Annotated in this window: 24 protein-coding genes and 1 pseudogene; 14 read left to right on the top strand and 11 right to left on the bottom strand. The window is 71.6% G+C overall.

Annotated elements, in window-relative coordinates; translation table 11 throughout:
- Window positions 1–341: 341 nt before the first annotated feature.
- On the top strand, window positions 342–749 hold the full coding sequence (locus ACH4U8_RS09945) for an aldehyde dehydrogenase family protein (protein WP_395776672.1): 408 nt from the start codon (window positions 342–344) through the stop codon (window positions 747–749).
- On the opposite strand, the gene ACH4U8_RS09940 is transcribed toward ACH4U8_RS09945, so the two are convergent.
- From ACH4U8_RS09940 to ACH4U8_RS09915, 6 genes are all read right to left on the bottom strand, one after another.
- Window positions 687–989: a ferredoxin gene (locus tag ACH4U8_RS09940; RefSeq protein WP_395776670.1), complete on the bottom strand. Its 303-nt coding sequence runs from the start codon at window positions 987–989 to the stop codon at window positions 687–689. The two genes, ACH4U8_RS09945 and ACH4U8_RS09940, sit on opposite strands and share 63 nt — an antisense overlap.
- 4 nt (window positions 990–993) lie before the next feature.
- Window positions 994–2,277, bottom strand: coding sequence for a cytochrome P450 (locus ACH4U8_RS09935; RefSeq protein ID WP_395776668.1), 1,284 nt, complete (start codon window positions 2,275–2,277; stop codon window positions 994–996).
- Window positions 2,274–3,092, bottom strand: a complete 819-nt coding sequence (locus ACH4U8_RS09930) for a class I SAM-dependent DNA methyltransferase (RefSeq protein ID WP_395776666.1) — start codon at window positions 3,090–3,092, stop codon at window positions 2,274–2,276. Before ACH4U8_RS09930 ends, ACH4U8_RS09935 begins: the two co-directional genes overlap by 4 nt.
- Before the next feature lie 127 nt (window positions 3,093–3,219).
- Complete coding sequence (locus ACH4U8_RS09925) at window positions 3,220–4,431, bottom strand: YcaO-like family protein (protein WP_395776664.1); 1,212 nt, start codon at window positions 4,429–4,431, stop codon at window positions 3,220–3,222.
- A gap of 26 nt (window positions 4,432–4,457) precedes the next feature.
- On the bottom strand, window positions 4,458–5,423 hold the full coding sequence (locus tag ACH4U8_RS09920; RefSeq protein ID WP_395776662.1) for an aKG-HExxH-type peptide beta-hydroxylase: 966 nt from the start codon (window positions 5,421–5,423) through the stop codon (window positions 4,458–4,460).
- 604 nt (window positions 5,424–6,027) lie between these two features.
- Window positions 6,028–7,470 (bottom strand): N,N-dimethylformamidase beta subunit family domain-containing protein, encoded by a 1,443-nt coding sequence (locus ACH4U8_RS09915; protein ID WP_395776660.1) that lies wholly within the window; start codon window positions 7,468–7,470, stop codon window positions 6,028–6,030.
- Window positions 7,471–7,846: 376 nt separating this feature from the next.
- On the opposite strand from ACH4U8_RS09915, the gene ACH4U8_RS09910 reads away from it, so the two are divergent.
- Window positions 7,847–8,989 carry a glycosyltransferase family 4 protein gene (locus ACH4U8_RS09910; protein ID WP_360316221.1) on the top strand — a complete coding sequence of 381 codons (1,143 nt, stop codon included), beginning with the start codon at window positions 7,847–7,849 and terminating at the stop codon, window positions 8,987–8,989.
- A gap of 54 nt (window positions 8,990–9,043) precedes the next feature.
- Here ACH4U8_RS09910 and ACH4U8_RS09905 read toward each other — a convergent pair whose 3' ends face one another.
- Window positions 9,044–9,199, bottom strand: a complete 156-nt coding sequence (locus ACH4U8_RS09905) for a hypothetical protein (protein WP_395776658.1) — start codon at window positions 9,197–9,199, stop codon at window positions 9,044–9,046.
- Window positions 9,200–9,384: 185 nt separating this feature from the next.
- Window positions 9,385–9,797: pseudogene (locus ACH4U8_RS09900) on the bottom strand (MFS transporter); the annotation flags it as partial.
- 142 nt (window positions 9,798–9,939) lie between these two features.
- On the opposite strand from ACH4U8_RS09900, the gene ACH4U8_RS09895 reads away from it, so the two are divergent.
- The gene (locus tag ACH4U8_RS09895; protein ID WP_395776656.1) at window positions 9,940–10,992 is read left to right on the top strand and encodes an LLM class flavin-dependent oxidoreductase; all 1,053 of its coding nucleotides are present in this window, start codon (window positions 9,940–9,942) and stop codon (window positions 10,990–10,992) included.
- 514 nt (window positions 10,993–11,506) lie between these two features.
- Here ACH4U8_RS09895 and ACH4U8_RS09890 read toward each other — a convergent pair.
- The gene (locus ACH4U8_RS09890) at window positions 11,507–12,190 is read right to left on the bottom strand and encodes an alpha/beta fold hydrolase (protein ID WP_395776654.1); all 684 of its coding nucleotides are present in this window, start codon (window positions 12,188–12,190) and stop codon (window positions 11,507–11,509) included.
- Between the two features lie 410 nt (window positions 12,191–12,600).
- Between ACH4U8_RS09890 and ACH4U8_RS09885 the strand changes: the two genes are divergently transcribed.
- Both ACH4U8_RS09885 and ACH4U8_RS09880 read left to right on the top strand, forming a co-directional pair.
- Entirely contained in the window at window positions 12,601–13,470 is an 870-nt protein-coding gene (locus ACH4U8_RS09885; protein ID WP_395776652.1) for an SGNH/GDSL hydrolase family protein, read from the top strand.
- Between the two features lie 98 nt (window positions 13,471–13,568).
- Complete coding sequence (locus ACH4U8_RS09880) at window positions 13,569–14,831, top strand: acyltransferase family protein (RefSeq protein ID WP_395776650.1); 1,263 nt, start codon at window positions 13,569–13,571, stop codon at window positions 14,829–14,831.
- Between the two features lie 126 nt (window positions 14,832–14,957).
- Here ACH4U8_RS09880 and ACH4U8_RS09875 read toward each other — a convergent pair whose 3' ends face one another.
- A complete protein-coding gene (locus ACH4U8_RS09875) occupies window positions 14,958–15,722 on the bottom strand; it encodes a polysaccharide deacetylase family protein (RefSeq protein WP_395776648.1) in 765 nt (254 codons plus the stop codon).
- A gap of 399 nt (window positions 15,723–16,121) precedes the next feature.
- Here ACH4U8_RS09875 and ACH4U8_RS09870 point away from each other — a divergent pair, with 399 nt between their 5' ends.
- From ACH4U8_RS09870 to ACH4U8_RS09860, 3 genes are all read left to right on the top strand, one after another.
- Window positions 16,122–16,829 (top strand): response regulator, encoded by a 708-nt coding sequence (locus ACH4U8_RS09870; RefSeq protein ID WP_395777004.1) that lies wholly within the window; start codon window positions 16,122–16,124, stop codon window positions 16,827–16,829.
- A gap of 80 nt (window positions 16,830–16,909) precedes the next feature.
- Complete coding sequence (locus ACH4U8_RS09865) at window positions 16,910–18,412, top strand: HAMP domain-containing sensor histidine kinase (RefSeq protein WP_360316306.1); 1,503 nt, start codon at window positions 16,910–16,912, stop codon at window positions 18,410–18,412.
- Window positions 18,409–18,963, top strand: a complete 555-nt coding sequence (locus ACH4U8_RS09860; RefSeq protein ID WP_360316203.1) for a hypothetical protein — start codon at window positions 18,409–18,411, stop codon at window positions 18,961–18,963. Before ACH4U8_RS09865 ends, ACH4U8_RS09860 begins: the two co-directional genes overlap by 4 nt.
- A 133-nt stretch (window positions 18,964–19,096) precedes the next feature.
- On the opposite strand, the gene ACH4U8_RS09855 is transcribed toward ACH4U8_RS09860, so the two are convergent.
- Window positions 19,097–19,504, bottom strand: coding sequence for a cupin domain-containing protein (locus ACH4U8_RS09855; RefSeq protein ID WP_395776646.1), 408 nt, complete (start codon window positions 19,502–19,504; stop codon window positions 19,097–19,099).
- 151 nt (window positions 19,505–19,655) lie between these two features.
- Here ACH4U8_RS09855 and ACH4U8_RS09850 point away from each other — a divergent pair, with 151 nt between their 5' ends.
- From ACH4U8_RS09850 to ACH4U8_RS09825, 6 genes are all read left to right on the top strand, one after another.
- Window positions 19,656–20,423, top strand: a complete 768-nt coding sequence (locus ACH4U8_RS09850; RefSeq protein ID WP_395776644.1) for a TetR/AcrR family transcriptional regulator — start codon at window positions 19,656–19,658, stop codon at window positions 20,421–20,423.
- A gap of 179 nt (window positions 20,424–20,602) precedes the next feature.
- Window positions 20,603–21,631, top strand: coding sequence for an ABC transporter substrate-binding protein (locus tag ACH4U8_RS09845; protein WP_395776642.1), 1,029 nt, complete (start codon window positions 20,603–20,605; stop codon window positions 21,629–21,631).
- Between the two features lie 2 nt (window positions 21,632–21,633).
- Window positions 21,634–22,695 carry a FecCD family ABC transporter permease gene (locus tag ACH4U8_RS09840; protein WP_395776640.1) on the top strand — a complete coding sequence of 354 codons (1,062 nt, stop codon included), beginning with the start codon at window positions 21,634–21,636 and terminating at the stop codon, window positions 22,693–22,695.
- Complete coding sequence (locus ACH4U8_RS09835) at window positions 22,692–23,738, top strand: FecCD family ABC transporter permease (protein WP_395776638.1); 1,047 nt, start codon at window positions 22,692–22,694, stop codon at window positions 23,736–23,738. The genes ACH4U8_RS09840 and ACH4U8_RS09835 overlap by 4 nt, the downstream gene beginning before the upstream one ends.
- An 84-nt stretch (window positions 23,739–23,822) precedes the next feature.
- Window positions 23,823–24,692 (top strand): ABC transporter ATP-binding protein, encoded by an 870-nt coding sequence (locus ACH4U8_RS09830; protein ID WP_395776636.1) that lies wholly within the window; start codon window positions 23,823–23,825, stop codon window positions 24,690–24,692.
- 760 nt (window positions 24,693–25,452) lie between these two features.
- Window positions 25,453–26,448, top strand: a complete 996-nt coding sequence (locus ACH4U8_RS09825) for an Acg family FMN-binding oxidoreductase (protein ID WP_395776634.1) — start codon at window positions 25,453–25,455, stop codon at window positions 26,446–26,448.
- Window positions 26,449–26,541 lie beyond the last annotated feature (93 nt).

The raw sequence follows: 26,541 nt of genomic DNA, 5'->3' as shown, positions 1-26,541 counted from the left end.
CGCCCCGCCCCACCGGGGGGACTTGTGGGTTCTCTACGCCGGCCCCCTGGAATCCAGGGCCGCCCGGGCCCCCCCCCGGGGGGGGGGGGTGTGGGGGGGGCCCCCCCCCCCCCCCCCAACTCCTCGACCCCGAGCACAGGCGAACGGGGCACCCATGGCGCGTGGCGACTCCAAGCGGCAACAACTCTCCCGCCGGGCGTCGACGTCAGCGCCGTCCTCCGCCGTGCGTGCCGCAGGCGGGTCGCCGGCAGCGCCGGCAGCGGCTCGGACGGCGGTCCTGGACCGGGTGATCGGCGTGATCGGCGTGATCGGCGCGCGCATGGAGGAGTTCACCGGGATCGGTGCCCGCGAGTGCGGTTTCCCGCTGCGTCTGTCGCAGGCCACCGGCGCTCGCGGCCGGCAACAGCGTGGTGCTCAAGGTCGACGAGAAGACGCCCATCGCGGCGCTGGAGTTGGCCGCGATCCTGCGTGATGCCGGGCTCCCGGCCGATGCGTTCCATGTGATCACCGGTCCCGGCGAGACGGTCGGCGCGCACCTCGTCCGCCACCCGGACGTGCGCAAGGTGTCGTTCACCGGCTTACGACGAACCCGATCCGATACCCGCCGGATCCGTATACGGCGGAGGTATCGGACGGCGGTTCCACCGACGCACCGCGCCGGCTGGATGTCGCGGGTCGCGGCCCTTTCATTCGGGGGTATGCGATCCGGGTCGTGGCGGGAGGTGGATCGCTTCCATGGGGCAAAGTGATGCGGCGTCTTGCGCTTCGGTGTTCCACGGAGGCGCGTCGGGGTGGGGATGGGCTTTGCCATCCGGGGATCGCGTGAAGTGGTTCGGGGCCGTGGCGGTGCAGATGCCGGAGGCGATGCATCGCGAGAGGTCTACGCGGGGGCGGGCCGGTGGCGGTTGTTCGGCGTTGCTCTCGGGGTCGGGGTCGGCGTCGGATTCGGCGTTGGGCTCGGCGTTGGATTCGGCGTTGGGCTCGGGCATCGGGCTACCAGGTGATCGGCAGTGTGCGGGGGGCTCTGGTTTTGAGGCCGGATTTCCAGGTGGGTGGGCCGGCTTGACGCAGTGTCGGGAAACGGTGGAGCAGGGCGGTCACGGCTTCCTGGAGTTGTGCCCTGGCCAACTGGGCGCCGACGCAGTGGTGGACACCGTGGCCGAAGGCGAGGTGGGGGTTGGGAGTTCGGGTCAGGTCCAGGTCCTCGGGGTCGGGGAACACGGAATCGTCGTGGTTGGCCGCGGAGTTGACGGCCATCACGGCTTCGCCTCCGGCGATGCGGACGCCGGCGAGGGTCATGGGTTCGGTGGCCACGCGCAGGTTGGCCTGGACGTTGGTCTGGGCGTAGCGCAGGAGTTCCTCGACGGCCGTGGGCACCATTTCCGGCCGGTCGCGCAGCCGGTGGTAGTGGGTCGGGGTGTCGAGGAGGAGGTGGATCAGGCCGGCCAGGCGGTCGGCGGTGGTGCCGTAGCCGCCGGCCAGGAGGACGACGCAGAAGGAGATCAGTTCGTCCTCGGTGAGGCGCTCCTCGTGGTCGCGTGCGGCGATCAGGGCGCTGAGCATGTCGTCGGCCGGGTGGTTGCGTTTGGCCGCGATCAGGGTGGTCATGTAGCCGGTCATCTCGATGACCGCGTCGGTGACGGCGGTGTCGGGTATCGCGGTGAGGCTGCGCAGCGCGTCGCACCAGGTGTCGAGGCGGTCGCCGTGCTCGCGTGGGGTGCCGAGCAGGTCGCAGATGACGGCGAGAGGCAGGGGGCGGCACAGGAGTGGGACGAGGTCGGCCGGGGGGCCATGGTCGGTGAGGGCGTCGAGGAGGTCGGCGACCAGGCCGGCGATGTCGTGGCGCATCGCCTCGGCGCGGCGGGCGGTGAAGGCGGCGGCGACGAGTTTGCGCAGCCGGGTGTGCTCCGGCGGGTCGGCGGCCAGGATCGAGTCCGGCAGGGTGGGGACGGCGGCCATCCTGGGGCCCGGGCTGCGGGTGGCGCGGGTGCGGCTGAAGCGGGGGTCGCCCAGGACGGTGCGTACGTCCGCGTAGCGGGTGACCAGCCACGCGGGGTCGCCGCTGGGCAGTCGGATGCGGGCGCAGGGGTTGTCGCGGCGCAGCGCGGCGAACTCGGGGATGGGGCCGAGGCCGTCTTGGTGCGGGAACGGGAACGGGCAGGTGGGTGGCCCGGGTTCGATGGATGGTCGGTTCGGGTTCGGGTTCGGGTTCGGGGTGAAGGGTTGGGTTTGTTGACCTGTGCTCGTGTTTCGGGGGTCGGTGCCGGGCTCCGTCACGGCGTCTCCTCGGTGTCCCGTTCGTAGGCGGAGACGTGGTAGGTGCTGGCCTGTGTGAAGGGGTCGCCGGACCAGGTGCCCCGGCGGTGCTTGAGGCGCAGGCCGGATTGCCGGGCCGTCAGGTCGAGTTCGCCGGGCGACGCGTAGTGGAACGAGATGCGCAGGTGCCGGGTGCGGTCGGCTTCGTGGATGAGGTAGTGGGATCGGTAGGTCTGGGTGGCAGGGTCGATCCGGCGGTGGCACAGGATGAGGTGTTCGTCGGTTTCGGCGACGACTTCGGGGATGCCGGAGGCTGCGGCGACCGCCAGGGCTTCCGGGAGGTGCGCGTCGAAGACGAGGAGGCCGCCCGGTTCGAGGTGGGTCGCGGCGGCGGTGAGGCAGCGTTGTCGGGCGGCGCCGTCGGGGAGTTCGAAGAAGGTGCCGCCGGCGAGGTAGATCAGCGAGAAGGTGCCGGGGACCGGGACGGTGGCGAAGTCGCCGACGGTGATGGGGATGTCCTCGCCGCCGGGTTTGCCGCGCAGCCGGCGGATCATCGGCTCCGAGGCGTCGACGCCGTGGACGCGGATGCCGCGTGCGGCCAGGGGCAGTGCGATGCGGCCGGTGCCTACGCCCAGTTCCAGCACGGGGCCGGGGCCGGCGAGCGCGGCGAGGGTGTCCACGGTGGCGTCGGTGATTCCCGGTTTGCCGAACCAGCGGTCGTAGTCGGCCGCGTGAGCGTCGGCATAGTACGGGTGCGCGGGTGACTCGCGGGGGGTGGCGGGCGTGGCGGGGCGTATGGATGTGGTTCGGCGCGTGGTGTTGTGGGTCCTTGGCACATTGGCTCCTCAACGCGTGACGGCCCCGCTGCCGGGGCACTTCGGCGTTCGGGTGGGTCCGGCCGCCGATCCGATCCGGGGCCGGGGCGGTGTTCCGGGTCCGCTTTCGGTCGCTGCGCTCGGTCGGTCAACCGAAGGGGTGGGGTCCGCGTGGGGTCGTCGCTGTGCGCCGGTGCGCGTCGTCCGGCCCGGCGGGAAGCCCGGCGGCCCCGGGGGCGACGACCCGGATCACCGTCGCGCCGAGCGCGTGGGCCGGGCCCGCGGTGGTGTCCACAAGGACGATCTCGCGGCCCGTGTGCGCGGACAGGGCGTCGAGGCCGGAGGGCACGACGGACGGCGTCGAGCCCGGTGGATGTGCCGTGCCCTCCTCGAACGGTCCCGCCTCGGAGGGCGGCACGTTCTGCCGCGTCGACCGCGTGGTCCACGAACTCAGGCTGTCCTGTACGTGATAGGCCCACAGGGCGTGTTGCACGGCCGTTTCCGGAGGGCTGCCGCCCCGCCACCGTTCCCAGGTGGCCCGGGCCACCGCCGTGTCCATGCTCCAGCGCACCATCAGGGCCTCGTAGGCCGCCTTCTCGATCAGCGTCGGCAGATCCGCCTCGGGGCCGCAGCGGGCGCCGAAGGACTGGCGGGTGCCGTCGGGGGCGTGCAGGCAGACGACCACGCAGCGGGCGCCGTCGGGGGCTGCGAGGTCGAGGGTGGTGGCGAGCACGCCGAGTTCGGGCAGCAGCTTCGCCAGGGGCTCCGGCGGTCCGGCCGGAAGGAGCCGCACGGGTGGTGGGTCGAGGCCGTACCAGCTACGCCGCACCAGGTCGCGTTCGAGCACTTCCCAGGCGGCGTGTTCGGCGGCCGACGTCGGGTCGGGATGCGAGGCGACCCCGGTCGAGCCCGCACGCGGCCCCGGGTCGCAGCCGGTCGGCGGCCGGTGGTGGAGGAAGACGGCATCGGCGGGCAGGTAGGTTTCCTCGCCGCTGTCGAACCGGTGTCCCCGGACCCAGAGTCGCCGGGTCTCCCGGGCGGTCGGTGCGGAGTGCGGCGGCCGCGCTGGTGCCGGGTCGTCGCCGGCCGGGTCGAGCGCCGGGACACCCTTGCGACACAGTTCCGCGTACGTCCCGATCATGCTCGCGTCCGCTTCGGCGGCGCGGCCGGCCAGGATGTTGCCGACACGTTCCAGGAGTTCGCCGCGCGCGCTCGCGGCGACGCGCTCGCGGTCGTGCCCCGCCGCGCTGCCGACCAGGATCGGTCGGCCGCCGGAGGCGTCGACGGCGTCGAAGTGCGGCGAGCGCGCCGCGATCCGCGCGAACACCGTGTCCGGGTCGCTGTCGTAGGGGCTGAACACCTGGGGATCCCACGCCGACCCGGGCATCACCCACGCACCCGAGTCGCCTCGACGACCGGGGCGACCTGGTCCAGCACGGCGAGGCCGTGATCGGTCAGCGCGTGCCGATGCTCGACCAGGGTGCCCGCGGCCTGGGTCGCGGATCGCTCCAGTTGCTCCAGGCGGGCCCGGATCGCGGCCGTGGCGCGCGTGCCGCCCGCACCGGTGCCCGCGTTCCCGCCCACGCCGGTGCCGGTGTCCAGGACGCGTCGGTACAGCAGCACGCTCCTGGCCAGCACCACCGCCTGCTGGAACAGGCCGGTGAGCGGTCGCGGGTCGGCGCGCAGCGGGGTGGCCACCAGCGGGCCGTCGCCCTCGGCCGGACGCAGGAAGGGCTCGTCGGCGACCGACGCCGCGTTGCAGCGGGTGTGCGTTCCCTCGTGCACGAGCGCTTCGGCCAAGCGGACCGGGCCCGGCAGGCCGTCGGCGCCCGGCTCCAGGCGGTCGCGGCGCACGAACACCGCGCCGTGTACCGAGAAGTCGGTGAATCCGTCGATGGCCGCCCCGTGCAACAGGGCGATCTGGACCAGGATTTCTCGGAGTTCGGCGTTCGCCTCGGGCCAGGCGGCGGCGAGGAGCACGGTCGTCGCGTGCCATGTCTCGGTGTCCTGCGCCCGCCAGGCGACCGTGGTCGAGGTGCGTGCGGGTTCCGCGCCGTCCCCGTCTTCGTGTCCTTTCGGCTTCGGGATCGCCTTCAGGGCTCGGGCGACGCTGCGGTCCAGATGTGCGCGCGGGGCGACCAGGTCCACCGGCCAGGGGAGTTCGGCGGGTGGATCGGCGATGTCGGCTCTGGCGTGATCGAGCAGCCGGCCGAGGGCGGCGAGGCGCTGCGCGTCCGGTGGGTCCTTGTGCAGCACGCGCTGGGCGAGGTGGGCGGTCTCGACGACGGCGGGGTGGGTCGCCTCGTGAGGGGTCGCCACGAGGTCGGCTCGGGCCAGGACGGAGCGGGTCATCCGCGCCAACACCGCGCGTTCTCTCACGCTTTGCCCGGCATCTGGTTCCACGCGCATCGTGACTGCCTTCCCGTGATCCCGGTGCGGGAGCGGCGGACCGGCGATCGCCGATCCGCCGCGTGTCGGTCGGTCCGCCTCAGCTCGGCACGTCGATCATCAGGGCCAGTTCCGGCAGTTCCTCTTCCGAGATCAGTTCGATGTCGTCCTGCATATCGGACTCCCTTCGGTTGCCGGCTCCCCGCCGTCGGCGGCAAAGGCCGGGATCGTCATGCTGGGTCCCGACGGCGGCGAATACAAGAAGTCGTGAAGGTGTCGCGTTCCGTGGTGAGCGGAGTCGGTTCAGCCGGAATCCGCCTTGCGTGCATCGGGCCGAGCCGAGAAGGCCGAACCCGGGAAAGTACGCCCAGCAGCGAGTTCGCCGATCGGACCCGGGGCCGGTAATACCGGAGCCGAACCCCGTCAACGCGGTATCCGGCCCGCTCGCTCGATCGAACCGCCGGAAAATTGGCCGGAAACGTCGGACCGCCCTCCCGCGCGGCGCGGCACAACCGCGCGGGCGGCGGCGCGAACGAGTGGGCGGGCGTCACGACGTCGTTTCTCGAAATCACCGGGCCGACAGCAGCGTCACCACGTTGCGCGTCACGGTACGCACCCGTTCGTCCAGGGGCAGGACCCGCGCCCAGTCGGTCGTGGCGGCGGTGAAGACCGTGCCGCCGTGTGTGTACAGACCCATGGTCGCGGCTCGGATTCCGGTCTCCCGTTCGCGAATCGGGTGGTACCAACCGGAGTTCGGGTCGGTGGGGAGTTCGGCGACGCCCAGGATCGTGAACCCCGCCGGACTCCGGTCCTCCCCCGTCGGCGCAAGTGTGCCGTCCGGGCCCCGACTCAGCGCGGCTCCGTCGCATTCGTAGCCGACCAGGGCGTGTTCGGCGCCGAGAACGTCGCCGTCGCGCAGTCCGGTGCCGGCGAACAGCGGGTGGTCGGCGTGGCGAACGGTCAGGCCCAGGCCGGTCCGGCGCCCGCTCCAGTGGCCGCCCGCGTTGCGGTAGCTGACGCCCGTGAGGGTGTTCTCCGGTGCGATCTCCCACCAGTGGCCGGGGACTTGGCGCAGCCCGTCCACGTCGGCGTGCACGGGGACGCCCGGCGGGTACTTGGCGCAGCGCAGGACGCTGCCGCCGGCGCCGACCGTGACCCGCCACCAGCAGGTGTTGGCGCCGAAGAAGGCGATGTTGCCGCCTCGGTCGCGAAAGGCGGTGACGTGTCGGCGGGTGGCGGCGCTCCAGTACTCGTCGTGGCCGACGGACAACAACAGGCGGTATCCGTCCAGGGGTCGGTACGACTCGTGCAGGTCGAGGTCGGTGCAGTAGTCGACCGCGAAGCCGGCGCCTTCGAGCCACGCGATGAACGGGGCGTCCCAGTGTGCGAACGTCTGACGCGGGGTACGCGGGTCGTGCGCGTCGGGGTGCCCCTTGACCGGGCCGCCGATTCCCCCGCCGGGCCGACGCAGGCCGACGGACCTGGTTCCGCCGGGCGGTGCGACGCCGTCGTCGAATCGCGATCGATACAGGCTGCCACCGCCGCTCTCGTTGTAGGCGTGGTAGGTGAACAGCGGGACCTTGTACAGGATGCGTGCCCTGGTGGGGCCGCGCGGGGTGACCACGAACAGGATCCGCGCGTGGCGCGCGTCCAGTGTTTCGGCCCGATCGAACGCGGGGTACGGCGGCGTGTCGGCCGCGGCGTGGAGCACGGCGAGGTACACGCCCGAGGGCCAGTCGCCGGGAACGGGGAAGTCGTACGCGGGCCAACGCCAGTCCCCTTCGGGTCGACCGTCGGGCGCGAAGCGGCCCTCGCCCGCCAACCGACCCATGTATCGCAGCCCCACGCCGCAGCGGTAGAAGTCCGCTCGGAACCTGCGGACCCGGGTCGAGACATGCAGCCGGAGGGTGTCGCCGGCCCGCACACCCGCCCGGGCGGGATAGCCGTCGACGCGCGGTCGGGTATCGGCGGCATCATCGGAGGATCCGGTGCCGTCGAACGTGTCGGACATACGCCTCCCACAGGTCGTTCGATCCGGCCCACCACCACCGGCCGGCGCCGACGCATGCGGCGCCACTGCCTATCAGCCCCACCCTCGCGAAGACCACCGCGGCACCCGGATCCGGACGTTGTGCCGGGACCCGTGCCACGCCTACTCCATCGGACGGACACCGCCCACTCGCCCTTGGCACGCCTGTGATCACCCGGCCGCACCCGTCGTACGCCCGTGACCACACCGCCCCTTCCCGCTTCGCTCGACCCCGACCGGTTATCACCCTCCCCCACGCGTCACTCTTGGCACTCGGGTGATCACGAGTGATGATGAGCCGGCGTCGCCGTCTCCGCGCGCATCCGAGCCCCACCCCTCGACGAAGGGCCGATCGGACATGCGCATCGCCTACCTGCACGGCGGCAGCATCCCCTCGCTCTGGGCCAACAACGTCCATGTCATGCGCATGTGCGACGCGTTCGCCTCGGCCGGGCACCAAATTCGCCTGTACGCCGCGCCCGGCACCCATCCGGTCGACGACGTGTACGCCTACTACGGGGTCAGGCATCGATTCCCGATCCACACCGTGCCGGTCCCCGAATACACCCCCGCGGGATACCGGCACCGCGCCGAACGCGTCCGCGAACTGCTGGTCGAGGACGGCGTCCCCGACCTGATCTACGGCCGGGATCCCTACAGCCTCGCCGCCGCCGCCGATCTGGCACCGTTCGTGTACGAGGTCCACCAACTGCGCGAGGACCTGTCCCCGCCCGAAACCGAACGGCACCTGCTCGCCCGGCCCCGGCTCGCCCGGGTCGTGGTGATCACCCACGCGCTCGCCCGCGACCTGCGGGCCAAGTACGCGGACCCGGCTCCGCTTCCGATCCTGATCAGCCCCGATTGCGCCGACCCGCCCCAACCGCCCACGGAGGTCGTGCGGTTGCCCGGCCGCCGGGACGTGCCCCGGGTCGGCTACGTGGGCCACCTCTACGACGGCCGCGGCATCGGCCTGATCCTCGACCTCGCCCACCGACTCCCGGACCTGGACTTCCACCTGGTCGGCGGCACACCCGAGGACCGAGAGCGCTGGGAACGGCCCGGCACCCCGGGCAACGTGTACTTCCACGGCCATCGGCCGCCGGCCGCGCTGCCCGGCTACTACCCGCTCTTCGACGTCGTGTTGGCGCCGTACGAGGAGAAGGTGTACGTGACGGGCAGGCTCGCGGAGACCGGTCGATGGACGTCCCCGATGAAGCTGTTCGAGTACATGTCCTACGGCCGGGCGATCGTCGCGTCCGACCTCCCGGTCCTGCACGAGGTGTTGACCGATCGGGTCAACTCCTTGATCCGACCACCCGATGACCCGGCCGCATGGGCCCACGCCGTCCGGGAGTTGATCGCCGATCGGGGGTTGCGCCGAGCCCTGGGCGCGGAGGCCCGACGGCAGGTCCTGGACCGGTACACCTGGCGCCATCGCGCCGACGCCGTACTGGCCGGCCTGGACCTACCGCACACGGTCGACGGCCCGAAAGCGCCCTGACCACACGCGGGCGAGCGAAGGTCGGGCGACCCGGGCCTCTGCCACGGTCGGGAATCACTCTTCGGTTGTCGGGCTGTCGAGCAGCCAGGTCACCGGCCGAGCGGGGTCCGGGTCGTAGCGACAGGACGCTCCGGTGTGAATGGTGTCGCGCAGCAGCCGCGCGAGCGAGCAGCGCGGCGTCGAGGGCGTCGGCGACGATCTCGGGGTCACCCAGGTGGTCGGCGATCGTGACCGCTTCCCGGGCGAATGCCACCGCTCGCCGGGCCTCGCCTCCGTAGGCCCACGCCCGCGCGAGCGCGGCGGCGAGTCGGCAGCGGCTCGCCGGCCCGACCGCGACCGTGTACGCCTCGTGAATCAGGGCGGGCACCTGACCCGCATCTGTGCCGAAGTACTGACTCGACGGCAGTCTCAGTGACGGCCTGCCGCACCGCCATGACCGTGACATTCACCAACTGTCCGCCCATCCCGAACACGAAGCCGGCCGCAAGGAGCGCGGGAACCGTCACCGCAGAGGAGCCGTGCAGCGCAGGCACGCACAGGAACGCGCCGTCGCCGAGTGCCGCCGCGGCCACGAGCACCGGGCCATGGCGGAACCGGCTCGGCAGGCGGGCGGCCGACAGCGAGCCCAGGAGCACACCCGGTCCCGCCGCCGCGAGCGCCAACCCGACGACGGTGCCCGGCAGGTGCAGTTCCCGCGGCAGGAAGAGCAGATAGACGGGGTCATCATGGCGGCGAAGGAGAACTGGAACGCGGCCGAGGCCAGGCACACGCTCCGAAGCACGATATCGCCGGCGACGAAACGCAGGCCGGCTCCTCGTGGGTGACTCGCTGCGTCAAAACCCTGGCCTCGGCCGGCCCGACACGAAAGACGCTCCCGCTCGCATCTCGCGCAAACCTGGGACCTGCCAGTATGAGCATGTTCGGGTCGGTTCTCGTGGCTTGGAGGCTTGATGCGTGCAGGTGTCGTGGTTGCCGCTCGCCCCGGTGTGGAGGATCTCGCCGTGCGGGCCGAGGAATTGGGCCTGCACAGCTTCTGGGTGAACGACACCCCGATGGTCCACGGTGACCCCTTCGTCGCCTTGAGCCTGTGTGCGAAGGCCACTCGGCGCATCAAGCTGGGTATCGGCGTGACCTCACCGGCGCTGCGCTCGGCCCCGGCCGCCGCGAGCGGGATCGCCGGTCTCAACGCCTTGGCGCCGGGCCGGATCATCTGCGGGGTGGGCACCGGGAACACCGCCCGTCGCACCTTGGGCATGCCGCCGACCACGACGTCCGCGCTGGAGGGATTCACCGCGGGGTTGCAGGATCTGTGTGCCGGGCGTTCGACCGAGTACCGCGAAGGTGACCGGGTCCGCGACATCCGGTTCCTCCACGCCGGGGCGCACGTGAACACTACCGATCCCATCGAGTTCGTCGTGGCCGCGCTCGGATCCAAGGCCGCTGCCGTCGCCGGCCGCCGCGGTACCGGCCTGATCTCCTTCGGCCTGCTCGAACCGACCGCCTGGCGCGCACTCCAGGACGCCCGCCGCCTAGCCGTTCACGGCACGTCCCGCGACCCCGACTCCCCCGTGAACTCCTACGTGGTCACCTCGCTCCACCTGTTGCACGAGAACGAGGATCCGCACGGCGACGCGGCTCGGGATGCGACAGGTCACCTCGTCCTGTCGTTTCTGAACTACGCCGCGGACGCGCCCGCCTTCGCAGAGCAACTCGGCCCCGATGAACGCGAGGCGGTTCGTGAACTCCTGGTCCGGCGTGGCACCACCGCCGCCGCGCCGGACCGGTACACCAAGCTCTACCCCAACTACCTCGGGCGCATCGCGCCGCAGGACCGGGACCTGGTTCTACCCTCGCTGATGGACATCCTGGCCCTGGTCGGCACACGCGACGATGTCCTCACCCGCATCACTGCCCTGGAACAGGCAGGCGTCGACGAACTCCTCATCCAACCGGTGGTCGACCCGCCCACCGAAATGGCCCGACTCACCGAGCTCCTCACCTGAGCACGCCGCCCGCCCGCACCACCGCCCCGGCTACCGACCTCGATTCCGTCGGCCGACTCCGGGTCGGCAGTGGTCGCCATTCGTACCTGTATGTCCCAGGCCATCGCGGCCTACCACTACGCTCTGGGCGAGGGATGGGGCGAGGGACTGGCCGAGGAGTACGCGCAGCTGGTCTACGAGGGGTGCATGCGGTAGCGCCGCCGGCCGGCGGTCCGTGCGATCCGGCGTAGGCCACCGGTCTGCCGTGCCGCATGGGCGCGGCAGGTGCCCGCCGGCGAGACGAAAGCGCGACGCGACCCCGCCATCGCTTCCCGGCGGGGTCGCGCCGTGTCGGGTGTGTCCATCCCCGCCGCCCGGGCGGCGCAGCGCCGTGCGGCGAAGGTCGATCCCGCCGCGGTGTACGCGATCACCGTGCGCGAGGTCGAGCATGGACCGAGCGGGCCACGAGCCGAGGAAGTCGGCCCGATGGCCGCCGGTTCCCGGATGTGCCAATGCGCACGGACGCGCGGGTTGGTCAACCACTCGCGTTTCGTCGCCGGCGGTGGATGAGATCGGCGACAGCCGCGGTTCGGCTCAGGTGGGGCGAGTGACTGGTCTCCCATGTCTCCGAGGCCGAGCAACGGGCCGCGAAGCGCCCGACCAGTGGAGCCGCGATGGCACGGTCGTCGCGGGCGGCGACATAGAGCGAGGGTGTGTCGCGCCAGCTCACGTGGCTGGGTGTGGCTCCGAAGATCGAGGGCGGTTCCGGACGCAGCAGCTCGATCGCGCGGGTGGCCGCCGCTTCGTCGACGTCACCGTAGAGGTTCTTTCGAGCATCCTCGGGATCGAGTCGAAGCCGCCCGTTGTCGTCGAGGGTGGCGAGCAGCCCTTCGACGGGGGCACCGGTTTCCTTCGCGACTTCCTCCAGGAGTTGCGCGGGTGACTCACCGACATCGAGAAGCCAACCGGCCAGGAAGATCAGTCCCGCCGCGCCGCGTACCGTTCCGGCGGTCACACCTCCGAAGGAGTGCCCGACCACCAGCGGAGGCTGTTCGGAGGCGGTGACGATGTCCTCGACCAGGGCGGTGCCGTCGGCCAACGACAGCTCGTGGAGGTCGGGCACTTCCACACTCAGATCTCGGGAGCGCAGCAGCCCGACCAGGTCATCGTAGTGAGCCGGTTGATGCCAGGCACCGTGCAGGATGATCACGTCGGTCATGCCCGCAGGCTACTCCGGGCCGACCGCCACCGTTGGCCTCCGCGCCCCCGGGCGCCGTCATGCCCTTCGTCGTATTGGCCTGATCCGCAAGGTAGTTCACCCGAATCGACGCAGCGGCGACCAGCGTCGAGCGAAGCGGCAGGACGGCATCGCACCCGACGAAGTCGGCATCGGCGGCGAAGGCGCGCTCGGCGCCGGACGGCAACCCGGTGACGGTCGGGACCGCGCGACGGCCCACGGAAGCTCGAATCCCGGGAGGGCACGCCGGAGTTGCCGACCGAGGCCGCGGCGTGCCCCCGTTGCCCGCCTGCGTCGGCCCCGGACATGGCGGATGACTGTTCCTCTCGCAGCATGTGATGAAACGATGACGACCCCTCCGGGGAGGGATTCCAGCGGCTCTACTGAACGGCATGAACAGCGCAACCAACCCCTCCACCCGCCGTCGGCGCCCTGTCCGGCTGACCATGGGAATCGCCCTCGTCACCGCGACGGGGCTCCTCGGACTCACCGCCTGCGACGACTCGGACAAGCAACGCGAGGCCGCCGACGGCCGATCCGATTCGACCGTATCCTCGACCTCCGCCCCCGCCGGCACGGCCCGCGCCGGCCAGGAACCGTCCGGCGCCGGGAACAAGAACGCAAAGCTCGCCAAGCTGCTGTGGATGGGTGACTCCATCGGCGAAGTCGAAGCCCCCGCGCTCGGGGCGGCGATGAAGGCCAACGGCACGGAGTTCAAGTCGATGGCGGCGGCCGGCGGCGGCGGTGTCATCGGCGAGGTGGCCCAATCCACCTGGGAAGAACTGCCGAAGGAACTCGGCTCCTTCAAACCGAACGTCGTCGTCTACCAGATCACGACCTACGATTGGGGCAAGGCGGCGGAACAACAAGCGAGTTACGAACGACTGGTCAAGACGGTGACCGACGCGGGCGCCGAACTCGTCATCGTCTCCGCGCCGCCGTTCAGAATCGACGACTTCTACAAGCGCCACGAGGCCGAGATCAAGTCCGCCCCGAAGTCGGCCAAAGAGGTGGCGGACAAGCACCCGGGCAAGGTGCACTTCCTCGACGCTGCGGCCCTGTGGGGCACCGACAGCGCCGCTGCCAAGGCGCAGCGGAGCAACGACGGCATCCACTCCTGTCAGCAGGGCTCGGCCGCGTTCGCCAACTGGCTGGGCAAGGAACTCGGCAGGCAGTACTCCTTCGCACCGGCGGCGGTGGACCGCTGGGCCACCGGGTCGTGGACCGGCGACAAGGTGTACGGACGCCTCGGCTGCAAGTAGTCGACCCCGGGCGACGCGCTCGCCTCCCCGGCCAACACGATCGAGGGGCGGAACGGGCCCGGGCTCGTTCCGCCCCGCGTCTTTCGGAGAAATACCCCATGCCTGCGCAGACTTCCCCTCGGCGTATCCATCGGCGGGTTCCCACGCCGTCCGCGACGCCCAAGAGCCCGCTCACCTCCGTCAAAGCGCACATCGGACCGCTGGACGGTCTGCGCGGTGTGGCCGTCGCGGCGGTGTTGCTCTTTCACGCCGGAAACTTCGGCGGCGGCTTCCTGGGCGTCGACCTGTTCTTCGTGCTGTCCGGGTTCCTGATCACCGGACTGCTGCTCAAGGAGGCGGCGGCCGGGAACGGCCGCATCAACCTCATCGCGTTCTGGGGCCGGCGGGCGCGCCGCCTCCTGCCCGCGCTCGCCGCCATGGTGTCCGGTACCTCGTTGCTGGTGTGGGCCTTCGGCTCGCCCGCGCTGATCCGCAACGCGCTCGACGACGGTCCGTGGGTGGTGGCGAACCTCGCCAACTGGCACTTCATCGCGGACCGGATGGGCTACTGGAACTCCGGCGACACCCGCGTCTTCAGCCATCTGTGGAGCATCGCCGTCGAGGAGCAGTTCTATCTGTTCTGGCCGCTGCTCCTGGTTCTGGTGGCCCGGGGCCGGAACGCGGGCCGAAACGTCGCCGTCGTCGCGGCGACGGGAGCTCTCGCCTCGCTGGCCCTGATGCTCCATCTCGCCGATCCGATCGACAGTACCCGGGTGTACGAAGGCACCGACACTCGTGCCTTCTCCCTGCTGTTGGGCGCTGTGATGGCCACCGGACCGGCCACTCGCGCGGTGGCCCGACTGGGCGAGCGCCCGGCCGGGTGGCTCTCGTTGGCCCTGGTGTGCGGCATCGGCGGGTACTGGGTCCTGGCCGACGGCGAGGATTCCCCCTCACTGTTCCAGGGGGGAATGTTCCTGCACGCGCTGGCCGCCGCCCTCCTCATCTCCTGCCTCACCCGGGCGCCGGGCAGCCCCGTCGGCCGGGTCCTGGGCGGCGCTGCGCTGCGCTGGACCGGTCTGATCTCGTACAGCCTCTACCTGTGGCACTGGCCGGTCTATCTGCTGCTGGACGAGGAACGCCTCGGCTTCTCGGGGTGGGGGCGGACGGCTGTCGTCGTGGCCGTTTCCGTTGCCGCCGCCGTACTTTCCAAGTTCCTGGTCGAGGATCCGATCCGCTTTCGGGCCCGTTGGGCGCATGGGCGGACCGGCGCCGTCGCCCTGGTGGCCACGTTCGCCGCGCTGGCGGCCCTGTGGGCGGGCATACCGGAGCCGCAGAGCGGCGCGACCTCCGTGGATGTCACCCGACTCACGGCCGGATATTGAGAGTTCCACAAGGAGGCCGGCCGGTCGCTTGACCGGCCGGCCGCTTGGGTCCGGGGGGTCGGGCACACCGGGGCGTGGCGCGCATGTCGCGGGCCGGGGCGGGCCGTGTCGGTCGTCGAAGCAGGTTCACGCCTGCGGGAAGCTGTAGCGGTAACCCTGTTCGTCGAACCACGTCAGGAGCTTCTCGAGCGCCTGAAAGGACTGTTCGCGATTGCCGCCCCCGTCGTGCATCAAAACGGTGGGGCCCTTGGTCAGTTGTTGTTGGACGCGGGTGACGATGGCGTCGACTCCGGGGCGCTGGTAGTCGCTCGGGTCGACGTTCCAACCGAGGGGACGCATGCCGTGATCGGCGGCGACCCGGCGGCTTTCCGGGGTGAACGCGCCACCGGGTGCGCGGTAGTACCAGATCCGTCGGCCTCCGGACGCCTGGTCGATCATGTTCTTGGCGTCGAGGATCTCCTGCGTCTGGTAGTCGACGGGCTTCTTGTCCATGCCGGTGTCGTGATGCACCGAGTGGTTGCACAGGCGGTGGCCGGCGTCGACGATCCTGCCCAGCAGTTCGGGGTTGGCCTTGGCGTTGGGCCCCAGGACGCAGAACACGGCCTTGGCCTTGTGCTTTTCGAGCAGATCCAGGAAGCGGGGCGTCCACACGCCGTCCGGGCCGTCGTCGAGGGTGAGGTTGACCGACTTGCCGCCGTCCTCCGAGTGCCGCGAGATCGATGGATCGACCTTGCCGCTCTCCTTCGGACCCGGGCCGGTCGGCGATTCGACATCGGCGGCGCCCGGCACCGGGCGGGCCGCCTGGTGGGTGCCGCCGACGCGTCGGTTCGCCGATGTGTCGGAGCCGCCACCGCAACTCGTGAGGGCGGCCGCGGTCACGACGAGGGCCATTGCCGCACCCGCGCCCCTCGCGATGTCGCCGCGACGTATTCCACCGATCGTCATGGGTATTCCTGTCTCGATATCCCGGGTCTTCGTTCGACTGCTCGCCGAGCCAAACACGTTCGGATATCGAAACCGGAGGCTGTCATCGTCTCGTCACATATCGCGCACGGATCCGTCATCCCGGGACCATACGGTGGTCAACGAGGCCCTGAGCCGCGCAAACAGGCGCCGACCCGCCCGCCGACCGGTTCGGGACGGGACCGGCACCCCGCAATCCGTCGTAAAGTCGAAGGGCACCGCAGCCTGCCGTCCATTGCCGCACCACACGGTCTTCGGACGGCCCGGACACAACCCCCGTAATCCTTATGATCCGCCGTGACGACTCAGCAGGGAATTGTCACCACCATGCCACGCGTATTGCTTATCGAAGACGATCCCGCAGTCCAAAGGGGCGTCGGTATCGCGCTTCGGCGGCGCGGCCACGAGGTCGCCGTCGCGCCCACCGGGGAGGCCGGACTCGCCACCCTGGAGGACTTTCGCCCCGATCTCGTCCTGCTGGACCTGATGTTGCCGGGCATGAACGGCCTGGAGGTGTGCCGCCGGATCCGGGAGCGACACCAACTCCCGATCATCATCCTCACCGCTCGCGGCGACGACATCGACGTCGTGGTCGGCCTGGAGGCGGGCGCGGACGACTACGTCGTCAAGCCGGCCGGCGGCGAGGTCCTGGGCGCCCGCGTCAAGGCGGCCCTGCGCCGCGCCGTTCCCGCCGACGCCGAGGACGCCACCATCGCGGACCCGAAGGCGCCGCAGGTCGACCGGTACGGCGATCTGACGATCGACCGGGCCGCGCTCATCGTGTCCAAGAACGGAACCGAGCTCACGCTCGCGCCCTCCGAACTCAAACTGCTGCTGTACCTGTCCGCCTCCTCCGGGCGCGTGTACAGCCGCGACCTCCTCCTCGAACGTGTCTGGGAGCACAGCTACGCCGGGGACGCCCGGTTGGTCGACGCGTGTGTGCTGCGCCTGCGCGGAAAGGTCGAGGACGACCCGCGCCGACCCCGCTACGTGCAGACGGTCCGCGGATTCGGTTACCGCTTCGGTCCGCTGTGACCGCCTCCGCCGCGCGTTCCGCGTCCCGGTCGCCGCGAACCCTCGGACGCCGGTGGTCGCTGCGGGGTCTTCGTCCCCGGCTGGTCGTCGCCTTTCTCCTGGTCGCCGCGTTCAGCGCCCTGATCACCTCCGCGCTGACGTACGACAAGGCCCGCGACGCGATCCTGGACCGCACCCAGAGCGCCGCGACCGACGAACTGCGCGCCCAACTCGACTCGCGTGCACCCGACCTGCCGTATCCGCCCAGCACGGAGAGCCTGCTGGGGCTGACCGTCCTGCTCGACCGCGCGGGCACCCCGCGCGACTGGCACACGCACGTCTCGTACCAGGACGGCCCACTCGTCCCCGCCGAGGCGCCCGGCGATCCCGGCGCGATCACCGCGGCCCTGCGCTCCGCGGTGTTGCGGGAGAACGGCGCGGTGGCCCAGCGCGTCGCGCGCCCCGACGGCCCGTGGCTGGTCATCGGGATGCCGATCCTGCACGCGGGGCACGACGACACCCCCACCCGGATCGTGGTGTACGCCGAAATGTCCCTGCGCGGCGAGCAAGCCGACATCCACGCCCTGGTCACCGCGGCCCGCTACGGCGCGCTCCCCGCCGTCGGCCTCGCCCTCGTCCCGGCGCTCTTCGCCGCCGCGCACGTCCTTCGCCCGGTACGGCGGCTCCGTGCGGGAGCCCACCGCATCACCGAGGGCGACCTCGACACCCGCATCCCCGTCCGCGGCAACGACGAACTCGCGGACCTGACCGCGACGTTCAACACCATGGCCGACACCATCGAACGCGACGCCACCGAACTGCGCCGCCTCGAAGCCGGTGCCCGCCGGTTCGCCGCCGACGTCTCCCACGAACTGCGCACTCCCCTCGCGGCGATGGTCGCCGTCACCGAGGTCCTCGACGAGGACACCGCCCATCTGGACCCCGACACCTCCGAAGCGCTCCGACTGGTGGCCGAGGAGACCCGCAAACTCGCGCGCATGGTCGACGACCTCATGGAGATCTCCCGCTTCGACGCGGGCGCCGCCACCCTGCACACCGACGAGGTCGACGTCTCCACCTCGGTACGCCGGACCCTGCGAGCCCGCGGCTGGAGCGACCGGGTCGACACCGAACTCCCCGACGGGATCCGCGCCGTCCTGGACCCTCGACGCTTCGACGTCGCCCTCGCCAACCTGGTCGGCAACGCGCTGCGGCACGGCGGCGGCCCCGTCCGAGTCGTGCTGCGCCGCGCCGGCGACCGGATCGTGCTCGACGTCGTCGACCACGGTCCCGGCATCGATCCGGCCGTGCTCGCGCACATCTTCGACCGCTTCTACAAAGCCGACTCGGCCCGGACCCGATCCGACGGCAGCGGCCTGGGACTTGCCATCGCCCGCGAGAACATCCACCTGCACGGCGGTACCCTGCGGGCGGCCTCCACCGCGGGCGAGGGCACCGTGTTCACCATCGAACTCCCACTCGCACCGCCGGCCGCCGTGTCGGCTCCCCGACACCTCGACGGCATCGGCGCAGCCGGAGCCGATCACGACGGCGAGCCCGCGTCGTCGGGCGAGGTCGGACACGAACGTCCGGAGGATCAGTGAAGCTCCCCACCACCGTGGTCGCCGCTCTCGTGGCCGCCCTCGTCGCCGGATGCGGCATCTCCACCACGACGCCACACGGAGTCGGGCCCCCGGCCAGCGGTGTTCCGCAAATCGGCGCCGTCCCCGACCGGGTCCGCCTGTTCTTCGTGTCTTTCGCCGGTGTGCAAGCGGTGTCCCGGCCCACCGAAACGCCTGTCGACCCGGGCGAAGCGATCACCCTGCTGTTGAAGGGACCGACCGAGGCCGAACGTCGGCAGGGACTGATGAGCGCCCTTGCGGATCTGGTCGGCCGGGTCGGCGTCGACACCGGCAACGGCAGCGTCACGCTCACGCTGCCCGTGGACGCCGCCCAGGTGCCCGTGGAGGCGATCCACCAACTCGTCTGCACTGCGGCCAACGCCCGTGTCCCGGGTGGTCGGGCCCCCACCGAGGTCGACGTCAGCTTCCACCAACTCGACTCGCCGAACAGGTTCGGTCCCTTGCACTGCACCGTCGCCGGCTATCTGGCGCAGCCCGAGACGCCGACTTCCCCGGCGAGCTTTTTCGGCTGAGGTCCACGGGTCCGGCTTCCCGATCGTGTGGTGGTCGGGGCGGTGGTCGGTGGTGTCGTCGCAGCCGTTGCACGAGGCGAGTACGCCGCCGCCCCGGGCTTGGGCGAGGGCCCGGTGGGCGCCCGGCGGACCGCTACGGCTGTCGGGTCTCGTCGGTGGGGTGCATGCGTTCGTGGCGGGTGTTGGTGCGTGGGGTGATGACCAGCAGGTCGCCCGGTTCCTCGACGGTCAGGCGATGCCAGCGGCCGGCCGGGACGATGTAGGACGTGCCCGCGGTCAGGGTCGCGACCGGTTCGCTGCCGCTGTCGTGGTCGCGCAGGTGGACGTGCACGATTCCGGAGAGCAGGCACAGGACTTCCTGGCCGTCGGGGTGTTGTTCCCATACGTCGGCGTGCACCGCGCGGTCGTCCGCGGCGTGGAAGGCCGTCACCGTCCACAGGCCGGGATCCCCGAGGCCCCGTCGTGGCCTCGCGTCGATCGTGCCGCCCTCTCGAAGTTGGATCACGGAGTCGAACAGGTCGAGGGGGGTTGTCGCGTTCATCGCCATCGGGCGGTCCTTCCGTCGGTCGCGTGATACTTTCCGAACATGTTCGGAAAGTATCACCGGCGTCGCGCGACTGTCGATCTCGCGCGCGGGCCCGGGTCGGCCGCCGCGGTTCGCCCGGGATCGCGGAAGCCGCCATCATGGGGCGATGCCACCGCCTGCCTCGTCTTCCGGCCGTACCGGTCGCCCGCCCCGGACCTCCCGCGCGCAGATCATGACCGCGGCCCGTCGGCTCATCGACCGGGACGGCTGGGACAAGCTGACCATGCGCCGCCTGGCCGCGGAGGCCGGCGCCGCGCCGACCACGCTCTACCACCACTTCCGCGACCGGCACGACCTCCTGGCGCAGTTGCTGAGCGACTACGCCGACACGATCGTGCGCCCCGAACTCCCGGACGACCCCCGGGGGCGCATCCTCGCCGCCGCGACCCTCATGCACGACGTGTTGGCGGACCGGCCGTGGATCGTCGAGGTCCTCACCGCCGACGACGTGATCGGCGAATCGGCGCTGTGGATGGTCGAGGCGATCGTGGCGGGCGCGGTCGACTGCGGGTGCACCCCGGAGGAGGCGGTGGATCTCTACCGCGGCGTCTGGTACTTCACCGTCGGCGAGATCCTGGTCCGCGCCAATGCCGCGCGCCGCCGCGCCGAGGACGCCCATCGGCCCATCCGGCGCGACACGATCCTCGGTGAGGTCGACCCGGCTCGACTGCCGCACCTGGCCGCCCTCGCCGACCGCTGGCCCACGTTGGTCTCCCGGGACATCCACCCGCAGGGCCTGCGGGCGTTGGTCGACGGGCTGTTGCCGCGCGACCCGGACGACGACACGAACTCCGCGGCGGCGCGGGCACGTCGGTCCCGAGCAACCCGCCCACCCCACACCGTCGGCGGGGCGGGACCGACTCCCGCCCCATGATCGGAACACCGTCAGGCGACCACGCCGGATGGTGAACTCGCCCTGCCCGAAAGGGAATCGAGCCGAATCCGACCCCGCCGCGGCCGGCCGCACGACGCCGTATCACCCGATTGCCTTTCCAATGGTTCGTAAGGTAAGCCTTACCTGACTTGCTCGCTTCCGCGAAAGGCAACACCCCCATGCGCGCCCCCAAATCCGCCGTCGTCGCCCTCGTCTGCCTCTGCCTCACCGCACTGCTGCTCGGCGGTTGTTCCGCCGGTTCCGACAACTCGGGGAAGGCCGGCGAAAAACCCGCCGGGGCCGCCGGATCCGACGGCGGCGGCTTCCCCCGCACCATGCACAACGTCTGGGGAGACGTCACCATCCACAAGAAGCCGAAGCGGGTCGTCGCGCTGGGCTACGCCGACGTCGCCGTCGCCGCCGCGCTGGACGCGAACATCGTCGGAGCCGTGCAGAGCTACGGCAGCGTCGCCAAGGTCGGCTCGGAACGCAACCTCCCCTACGGCAAACGCCTTTCGGAATCGGTGACCTGGCTCAACCCCATGGACATCGGCGCCGAGCGGATCGCCCGACTGGAGCCGGATCTCATCCTGGCGAACGCGGCCTTCACCCTGAACGAGCCGACCTACAAGCTGCTCAACGCCGTCGCACCCGTGGTCACCTACGAGCAGGGCCTGTACCGGACTCCGTGGGTCGACGAAGCCCGCCGGATCGCCCGCGCACTCGGCGCCGACGCCGCCGCCGAGCAACTGATCGACGATTCCCGGCAGGCGATCACCGACCTGCGCGCACGACGCCCGAAGCTCGAAGGCCGCACCTACCTGTACGGACAGGCCCGCGCCGGCGTCGCCGTCATGGTCGTCGACGACGACAACCTCACCGCGCGGTTCATGAGCGAACTCGGCCTGGTCCCGCTGCCGTCCGTGGCCGGCCTCGGCGGCAAGGGCTCGGTGCCCGGCACCGTGGACGTCAGCCTCGAACACGCGGGCCTGTTCGAGGACGCCGGGGTGTTGTTCATGACATACCAGAGCCCGGAACTGCAACAGCGCTTCGAGAACGACCCCATCGTCGCGCGGCTGGCCATCATGAAGACCCGCTACGTCCCGCTCGACATCGAGGCCGCGACCGCCCTCCAGGCGCCGAACGCCGCGGCCGTGCCGTGGCTCCTCGACCGACTGCGCGACGGCCTGAACCGAATCCCGGTCTGACCATGCGCAACGTCGTGCCGGCCCCGACCGGCAACACCCCCGTCGACCCCACGGCCGCCCGGCCGCGCCCCTCCGCCGCACGGCGAACGGCCGGGCCGCTGTCGGGAATCGCCCTCCTGCTCGTGGTCGTCGCGTGCAGCGTGGCCCTGGGGTCGAAGACCCTCACCCCGGCGCAGACCTGGCACGCGCTCGTCCACGACACCGGCCCGGCCCGGACGCTCGTCTGGGAGGTGCGGATACCGCGCACGCTGGTCGGCCTCGCGGTGGGGGCCGCGCTCGGCGCCGCGGGCGCGCTCATCCAGGCGTTGACCCGCAATCCGCTCGCCGACCCCGGGATCCTGGGCGTGAGCACCGGGGCGAGCTTCGCCGTCACCCTCTCGATCACCTTCACCGGCGCCACCGGCCTGTCCTCGTACCTGTGGTTCGCGTTCCTCGGCGCCGCCGTCGTGACCGCGATGGTGTACCTGCTCGGCGCCACCGGCCGCGCCGGCGCGAACCCGGCGCGCCTGCTGCTGGTAGGCGTCGCGCTCACCGCCGTACTGACCGGGATCCAGACGGGAATCACCCTGCTGAATCCGCGCGCGCTGGACGGGATGCGCGCCTGGGCCGCCGGTTCGCTCGCCGGGGTGGGCACGACGGAGGTCGCCCGGGTCGCCCCGTTTCTGCTGTTCGCCCTCGTGATCGCCCTCCGGGTCGCCGGGCCGCTGAACATGCTGGCCATGGGCGAGGACCTGTCCCGGGCCCTGGGCACCCACATCGCCCTGGTACGGGTGTCGTCCGTCATCGCGATCACCCTGCTCGCGGGTGGGGCGACCGCCCTCGTCGGGCCGATCGCACTACTGGGTCTGATGGTTCCGCACATCTGTCGCCGCCTCGTCGGCGCGGACCAACGGCGACTGCTGCCCGGCTGTCTGCTGGCCGGGCCCATCCTGCTGCTCGGCGCGGACGTGCTGGCACGACTCGTGGTGTGGCCCGGCGAGTTGCCGGTCGGGGTGGTCATGGCGTTCCTCGGCTCCCCGATGCTCATCGCCCTGTCCCGGGCCCGACGCATGGGGGTGTCGTGACGCGAACCGCGCCACCCGTCGCCGCCGGGCCGGCCCGCCCGACCCGCCCGACCCGATCCGTCCACCCGCGGCGCATCGGCGTGTTGCTCGTCCTCGCGACGTCCGCCCTGGTGCTGTTCGTCCTCTCCCTCGGGTCGGGCGAACTCGCCCTGTCGCCGACGGAGGTGCTCGAAGTCCTGGCCGGGCGCGGCAGTTCCCTCCACGAGACCGTGGTGCTCTCGTGGCGCATGCCCCGCGCCGTGCTCGCGCTCACCCTGGGCGCGGCCCTCGCGGTGAGCGGCACCGTGTTCCAGAGCCTGACCCGCAACCCGCTCGGCAGCCCCGACATCATGGGTTTCGACACCGGTGCCTACACCGGCGCGCTGATCGCCGTCATGATGCTGCACGGCAGCTACCTGGAGACCACGATCGGCGCACTGGTCGGCGGTCTGGCGACCGCCGCGGTCGTGTATGTGTTCGCGATCGGCCGCGGGGTACAGGGCACCCGTCTGATCGTGGTCGGCATCGGCGTCACCGGGATGCTCTCGTCGGTGAACACCTGGCTGATCCACCGGGCCGACCTGGCCGTCGCGGCACGGGCGACGATGTGGGGGGCCGGGTCCCTGGGCTCCCTCGCCTGGGAACAGGCCGTCCCCGCGCTGGTCTGCACGGTGATCCTGTTCGCGCTGCTCGTCCCGCTGGTCCGGGGCATGCGCATGCTCGAACTCGGCGACGACACGGCCGCCGCCCTCGGCGTGTCCCTCGGCTCGGTCCGGATGGCGTTGATCGCCGTCGGCGTCGGGCTCGCCGCCACCGCCACCGCCGTGGCCGGCCCCATCGCGTTCGTCTCGCTCGCGGCGCCGCACATCGCCCGACGACTCGTACCCGGCACCGGCACCGACCCGGTCACCGCGGCCGCGGTCGGCGCGACGCTGCTCGTCGGCGCCGACTGGGTCGCGCAACACGGCTTCGCCCCCACCCAGGTGCCGGTCGGAGTGGTCACCGCGTGCCTGGGCGGCGGCTACCTCGTCTGGTTGTTGTTGCGCGAATCACGCCGACGCTGACCCACGCGCGCACCCACCCCGGCTCCCACGCACCCCTGCACCCCTGCACCCCTGCACCCCTGCACCCACGTACCGAGGAACACCATGAGCAGTGCCCCTGTCCCTGTCACGCGGCCCGGTTCACCGCCCGTCGCGGCGCGCCCGGCCGGCGACACCCGGCTCGAAGCGGTCGGCGCGACCCTCGGCTACGACCGGCGGGTGATCTGCGACGGCCTGTCGGTCCGGATCCCGGACCGCTCGTTCACGGTCGTCGTCGGACCCAACGGATGCGGGAAGTCGACGCTCCTGCGGGCGCTGTCCCGGCTGGTCAAGCCGTCCGCCGGCGCGGTCGTGCTCGACGGCCGGGCCATCGCGTCGTATCGGGCGAAGGAAGTGGCCCGCGTCCTGGGCCTCCTGCCACAGACCTCGATCGCTCCCGACGGCATCACCGTGGACGACCTCGTCGCCCGCGGCCGATACCCCCACCAGGGGCTGGTACAACGCTGGTCCGCGGCGGACCGGGAGGCCGTACACGCCGCGATGGCCGCCACCGGCGTACTCGACCTGGCCGGTCGCCAGGTGGACGAGTTGTCCGGGGGACAACGGCAGCGCGTATGGGTGGCCATGCTCCTCGCCCAGCAGACCCCGCTCATGTTGCTGGACGAGCCGACCACCTTCCTCGACATCGGCCACCAGATCGAACTGCTCGACCTCTTCGCCGACCTGAACACGCACCGCGGGCACACCCTCGTCACCGTACTGCACGACCTCAATCACGCCTGCCGCTACGCCACCCACATCATCGCCATGAAGGACGGAACGGTGGTGGCCGAGGGATCCCCACGACAGGTGATCACCGCCGACCTGGTACACGAGATCTTCGACCTGCCCTGTCGCATCATCGAGGACCCGGAGTCCCGCACGCCCCTGATCATCCCGCTGCGCCGGACGGAGGGCGAGCGCGCGACCCGATGAATGGGCAACACCGATGGCGACCGACGGATCGGCATCCACCCCGGCCCGACACACCCTTCGGCACGGCTACCGAGACCTCGCGCGGCCCGGAGGCAGCCCCTCCATCGGGCTGTCCCCGCGCGCCGCCCCAGCGCGTCGGGGGACCACGGCCATGCCCTGGCCTCCGCCTTCCCCGGCACCCGCACGGATCCTCGGGATCGCGGCGGCGGCCCCGGTTGCCCGTCCGATGTCGGGCGTCGGGTGTCGGAATGGAGTCGGGCGAGAGGGCCTGCGCATTGCCGATCACCGTCCCCGTTTCCGCCGCCCCGGGACCGGCCGGCGGGTGCGTACCGATGCCGCGCGACCGGCCGGGCGCACGTGCCCTGCCCGTCGAAGACCTGCTGATGCCCCTCGCCGGTGCGATCCTGGGATACGTCGCCGCCCGCGCCGACCGGTGGATCGCCGCCGGTGGAGCGCGAACGACCGGCTCGGGCGGCGAAGCCCGGGCGTGGGACTCACGACCCTGGTACGCCCGGGGCGTCCGGCCCTGTGGCCTCGTCGTCGGGCACCCGAGACTTGTCCCGGCAGGCCGTCGGCCCGATCGGGCCGCGCGATCCACGGCGGGAGCGTCGAGATGGACGACCGTACCCACGTACCCGACAGGGCCACCGTCTCCGCACCGGCACCACAGGTTCGACCCGACCGATCCTGCCGCGCCGCCGGTCCGGCTCACCCGTCCCCCACATTCGGCCGCGTCGAGGGGCCGTAGGGAGAGATCGACATGACCAACACTTCCCCGAGCCCCGTCGACGTGAGGTCCCTGGCCGCGGCGGGCGGTGCGGCCCCCTCGCTCCACAACAGCCAGCCGTGGTTCTTCCGGCCCACGGTAGACGCAGGTGGACTCGCGGTGTTCGTCGACGGCAGGCGCGCGGTCCCGCTCACCGACCCGGCGGGCAGGGCCATGCACATCTCCGTCGGCGCGGCCGTGTTCAACCTGCGCGTCGCCGCGCTGCACCTGGGCCGGAAACCCGTGGTGACCCTGTCGTCGCACGACACCCCCGAGTTGCCGGTGGCCGTGCTGGACCTGAGCCAAGGCGCCGACGCCGCATATCCGTACGGCCCGGACCTGTACCCGGCGATCGCCGAACGGCACTCCAGCCGCCTGCCGTTCTCCAACCGCGACGTACCGGAGCGCGTCGTCGGTGATCTCATCGCCGCCGCCGAAGCCGAGGGCGCGGTCCTGGACGTGCTGGAGGAGGGCGACGCACGCCGCGTCCTGGATCTGACCGCCGAGGCCGAGCGGCGGACGGCGGCGGACGTCGCACGGCAGGCGGAGACCCGCACGTGGTTGCGCCTGGAGGCGCCCGCCACCGACGGCATCCCCCGTGCGGCCCTGGGACCACAGGACCACGATGCCCGGGTACCGGTCCGTGCCTTCACCGGACACCCGCCCACCTCGCCCGTGACGACGCAGCGTTTCGAGGCGCTACCCCAAGTGGCAACCCTGACCACCCGCTTCGATCATCCGCAGGACTGGATGCGGGCGGGCCAGGCCATGGAGCGGGCCTGGCTGTTGGCGACCGTCCACGGCCTGCGCATGTCGGTCCTCCACCAAGCCGTGGAGTGGCCCGACACCCGCGCGAATCTGCGCGATCCGCGAACCGGCCCCGGGTACGTCCAGATGGTGCTGCGGATGGGATACGGGCCTCCCGGAGCCCCCACTCCTCGTCGCCCCGTGTCGGAGACGCTCGACCCGACCGACCCTTGGCGCGAATGACGACCCGAACGGAGGCGACACGACGCGGCCCCCGATCCGCCAAGGTCCGCCGGACAGGGCCCGGCCGCACCATCCCGAGTGGGGTGCGGATGT

Source organism: Embleya sp. NPDC020886 (assembly GCF_044333915.1).
GTDB lineage: Bacteria > Actinomycetota > Actinomycetes > Streptomycetales > Streptomycetaceae > Embleya.
The sequence above is the reverse complement of the archived record's forward strand: the minus strand, read 5'-3'. Positions and strand labels throughout refer to the sequence as shown.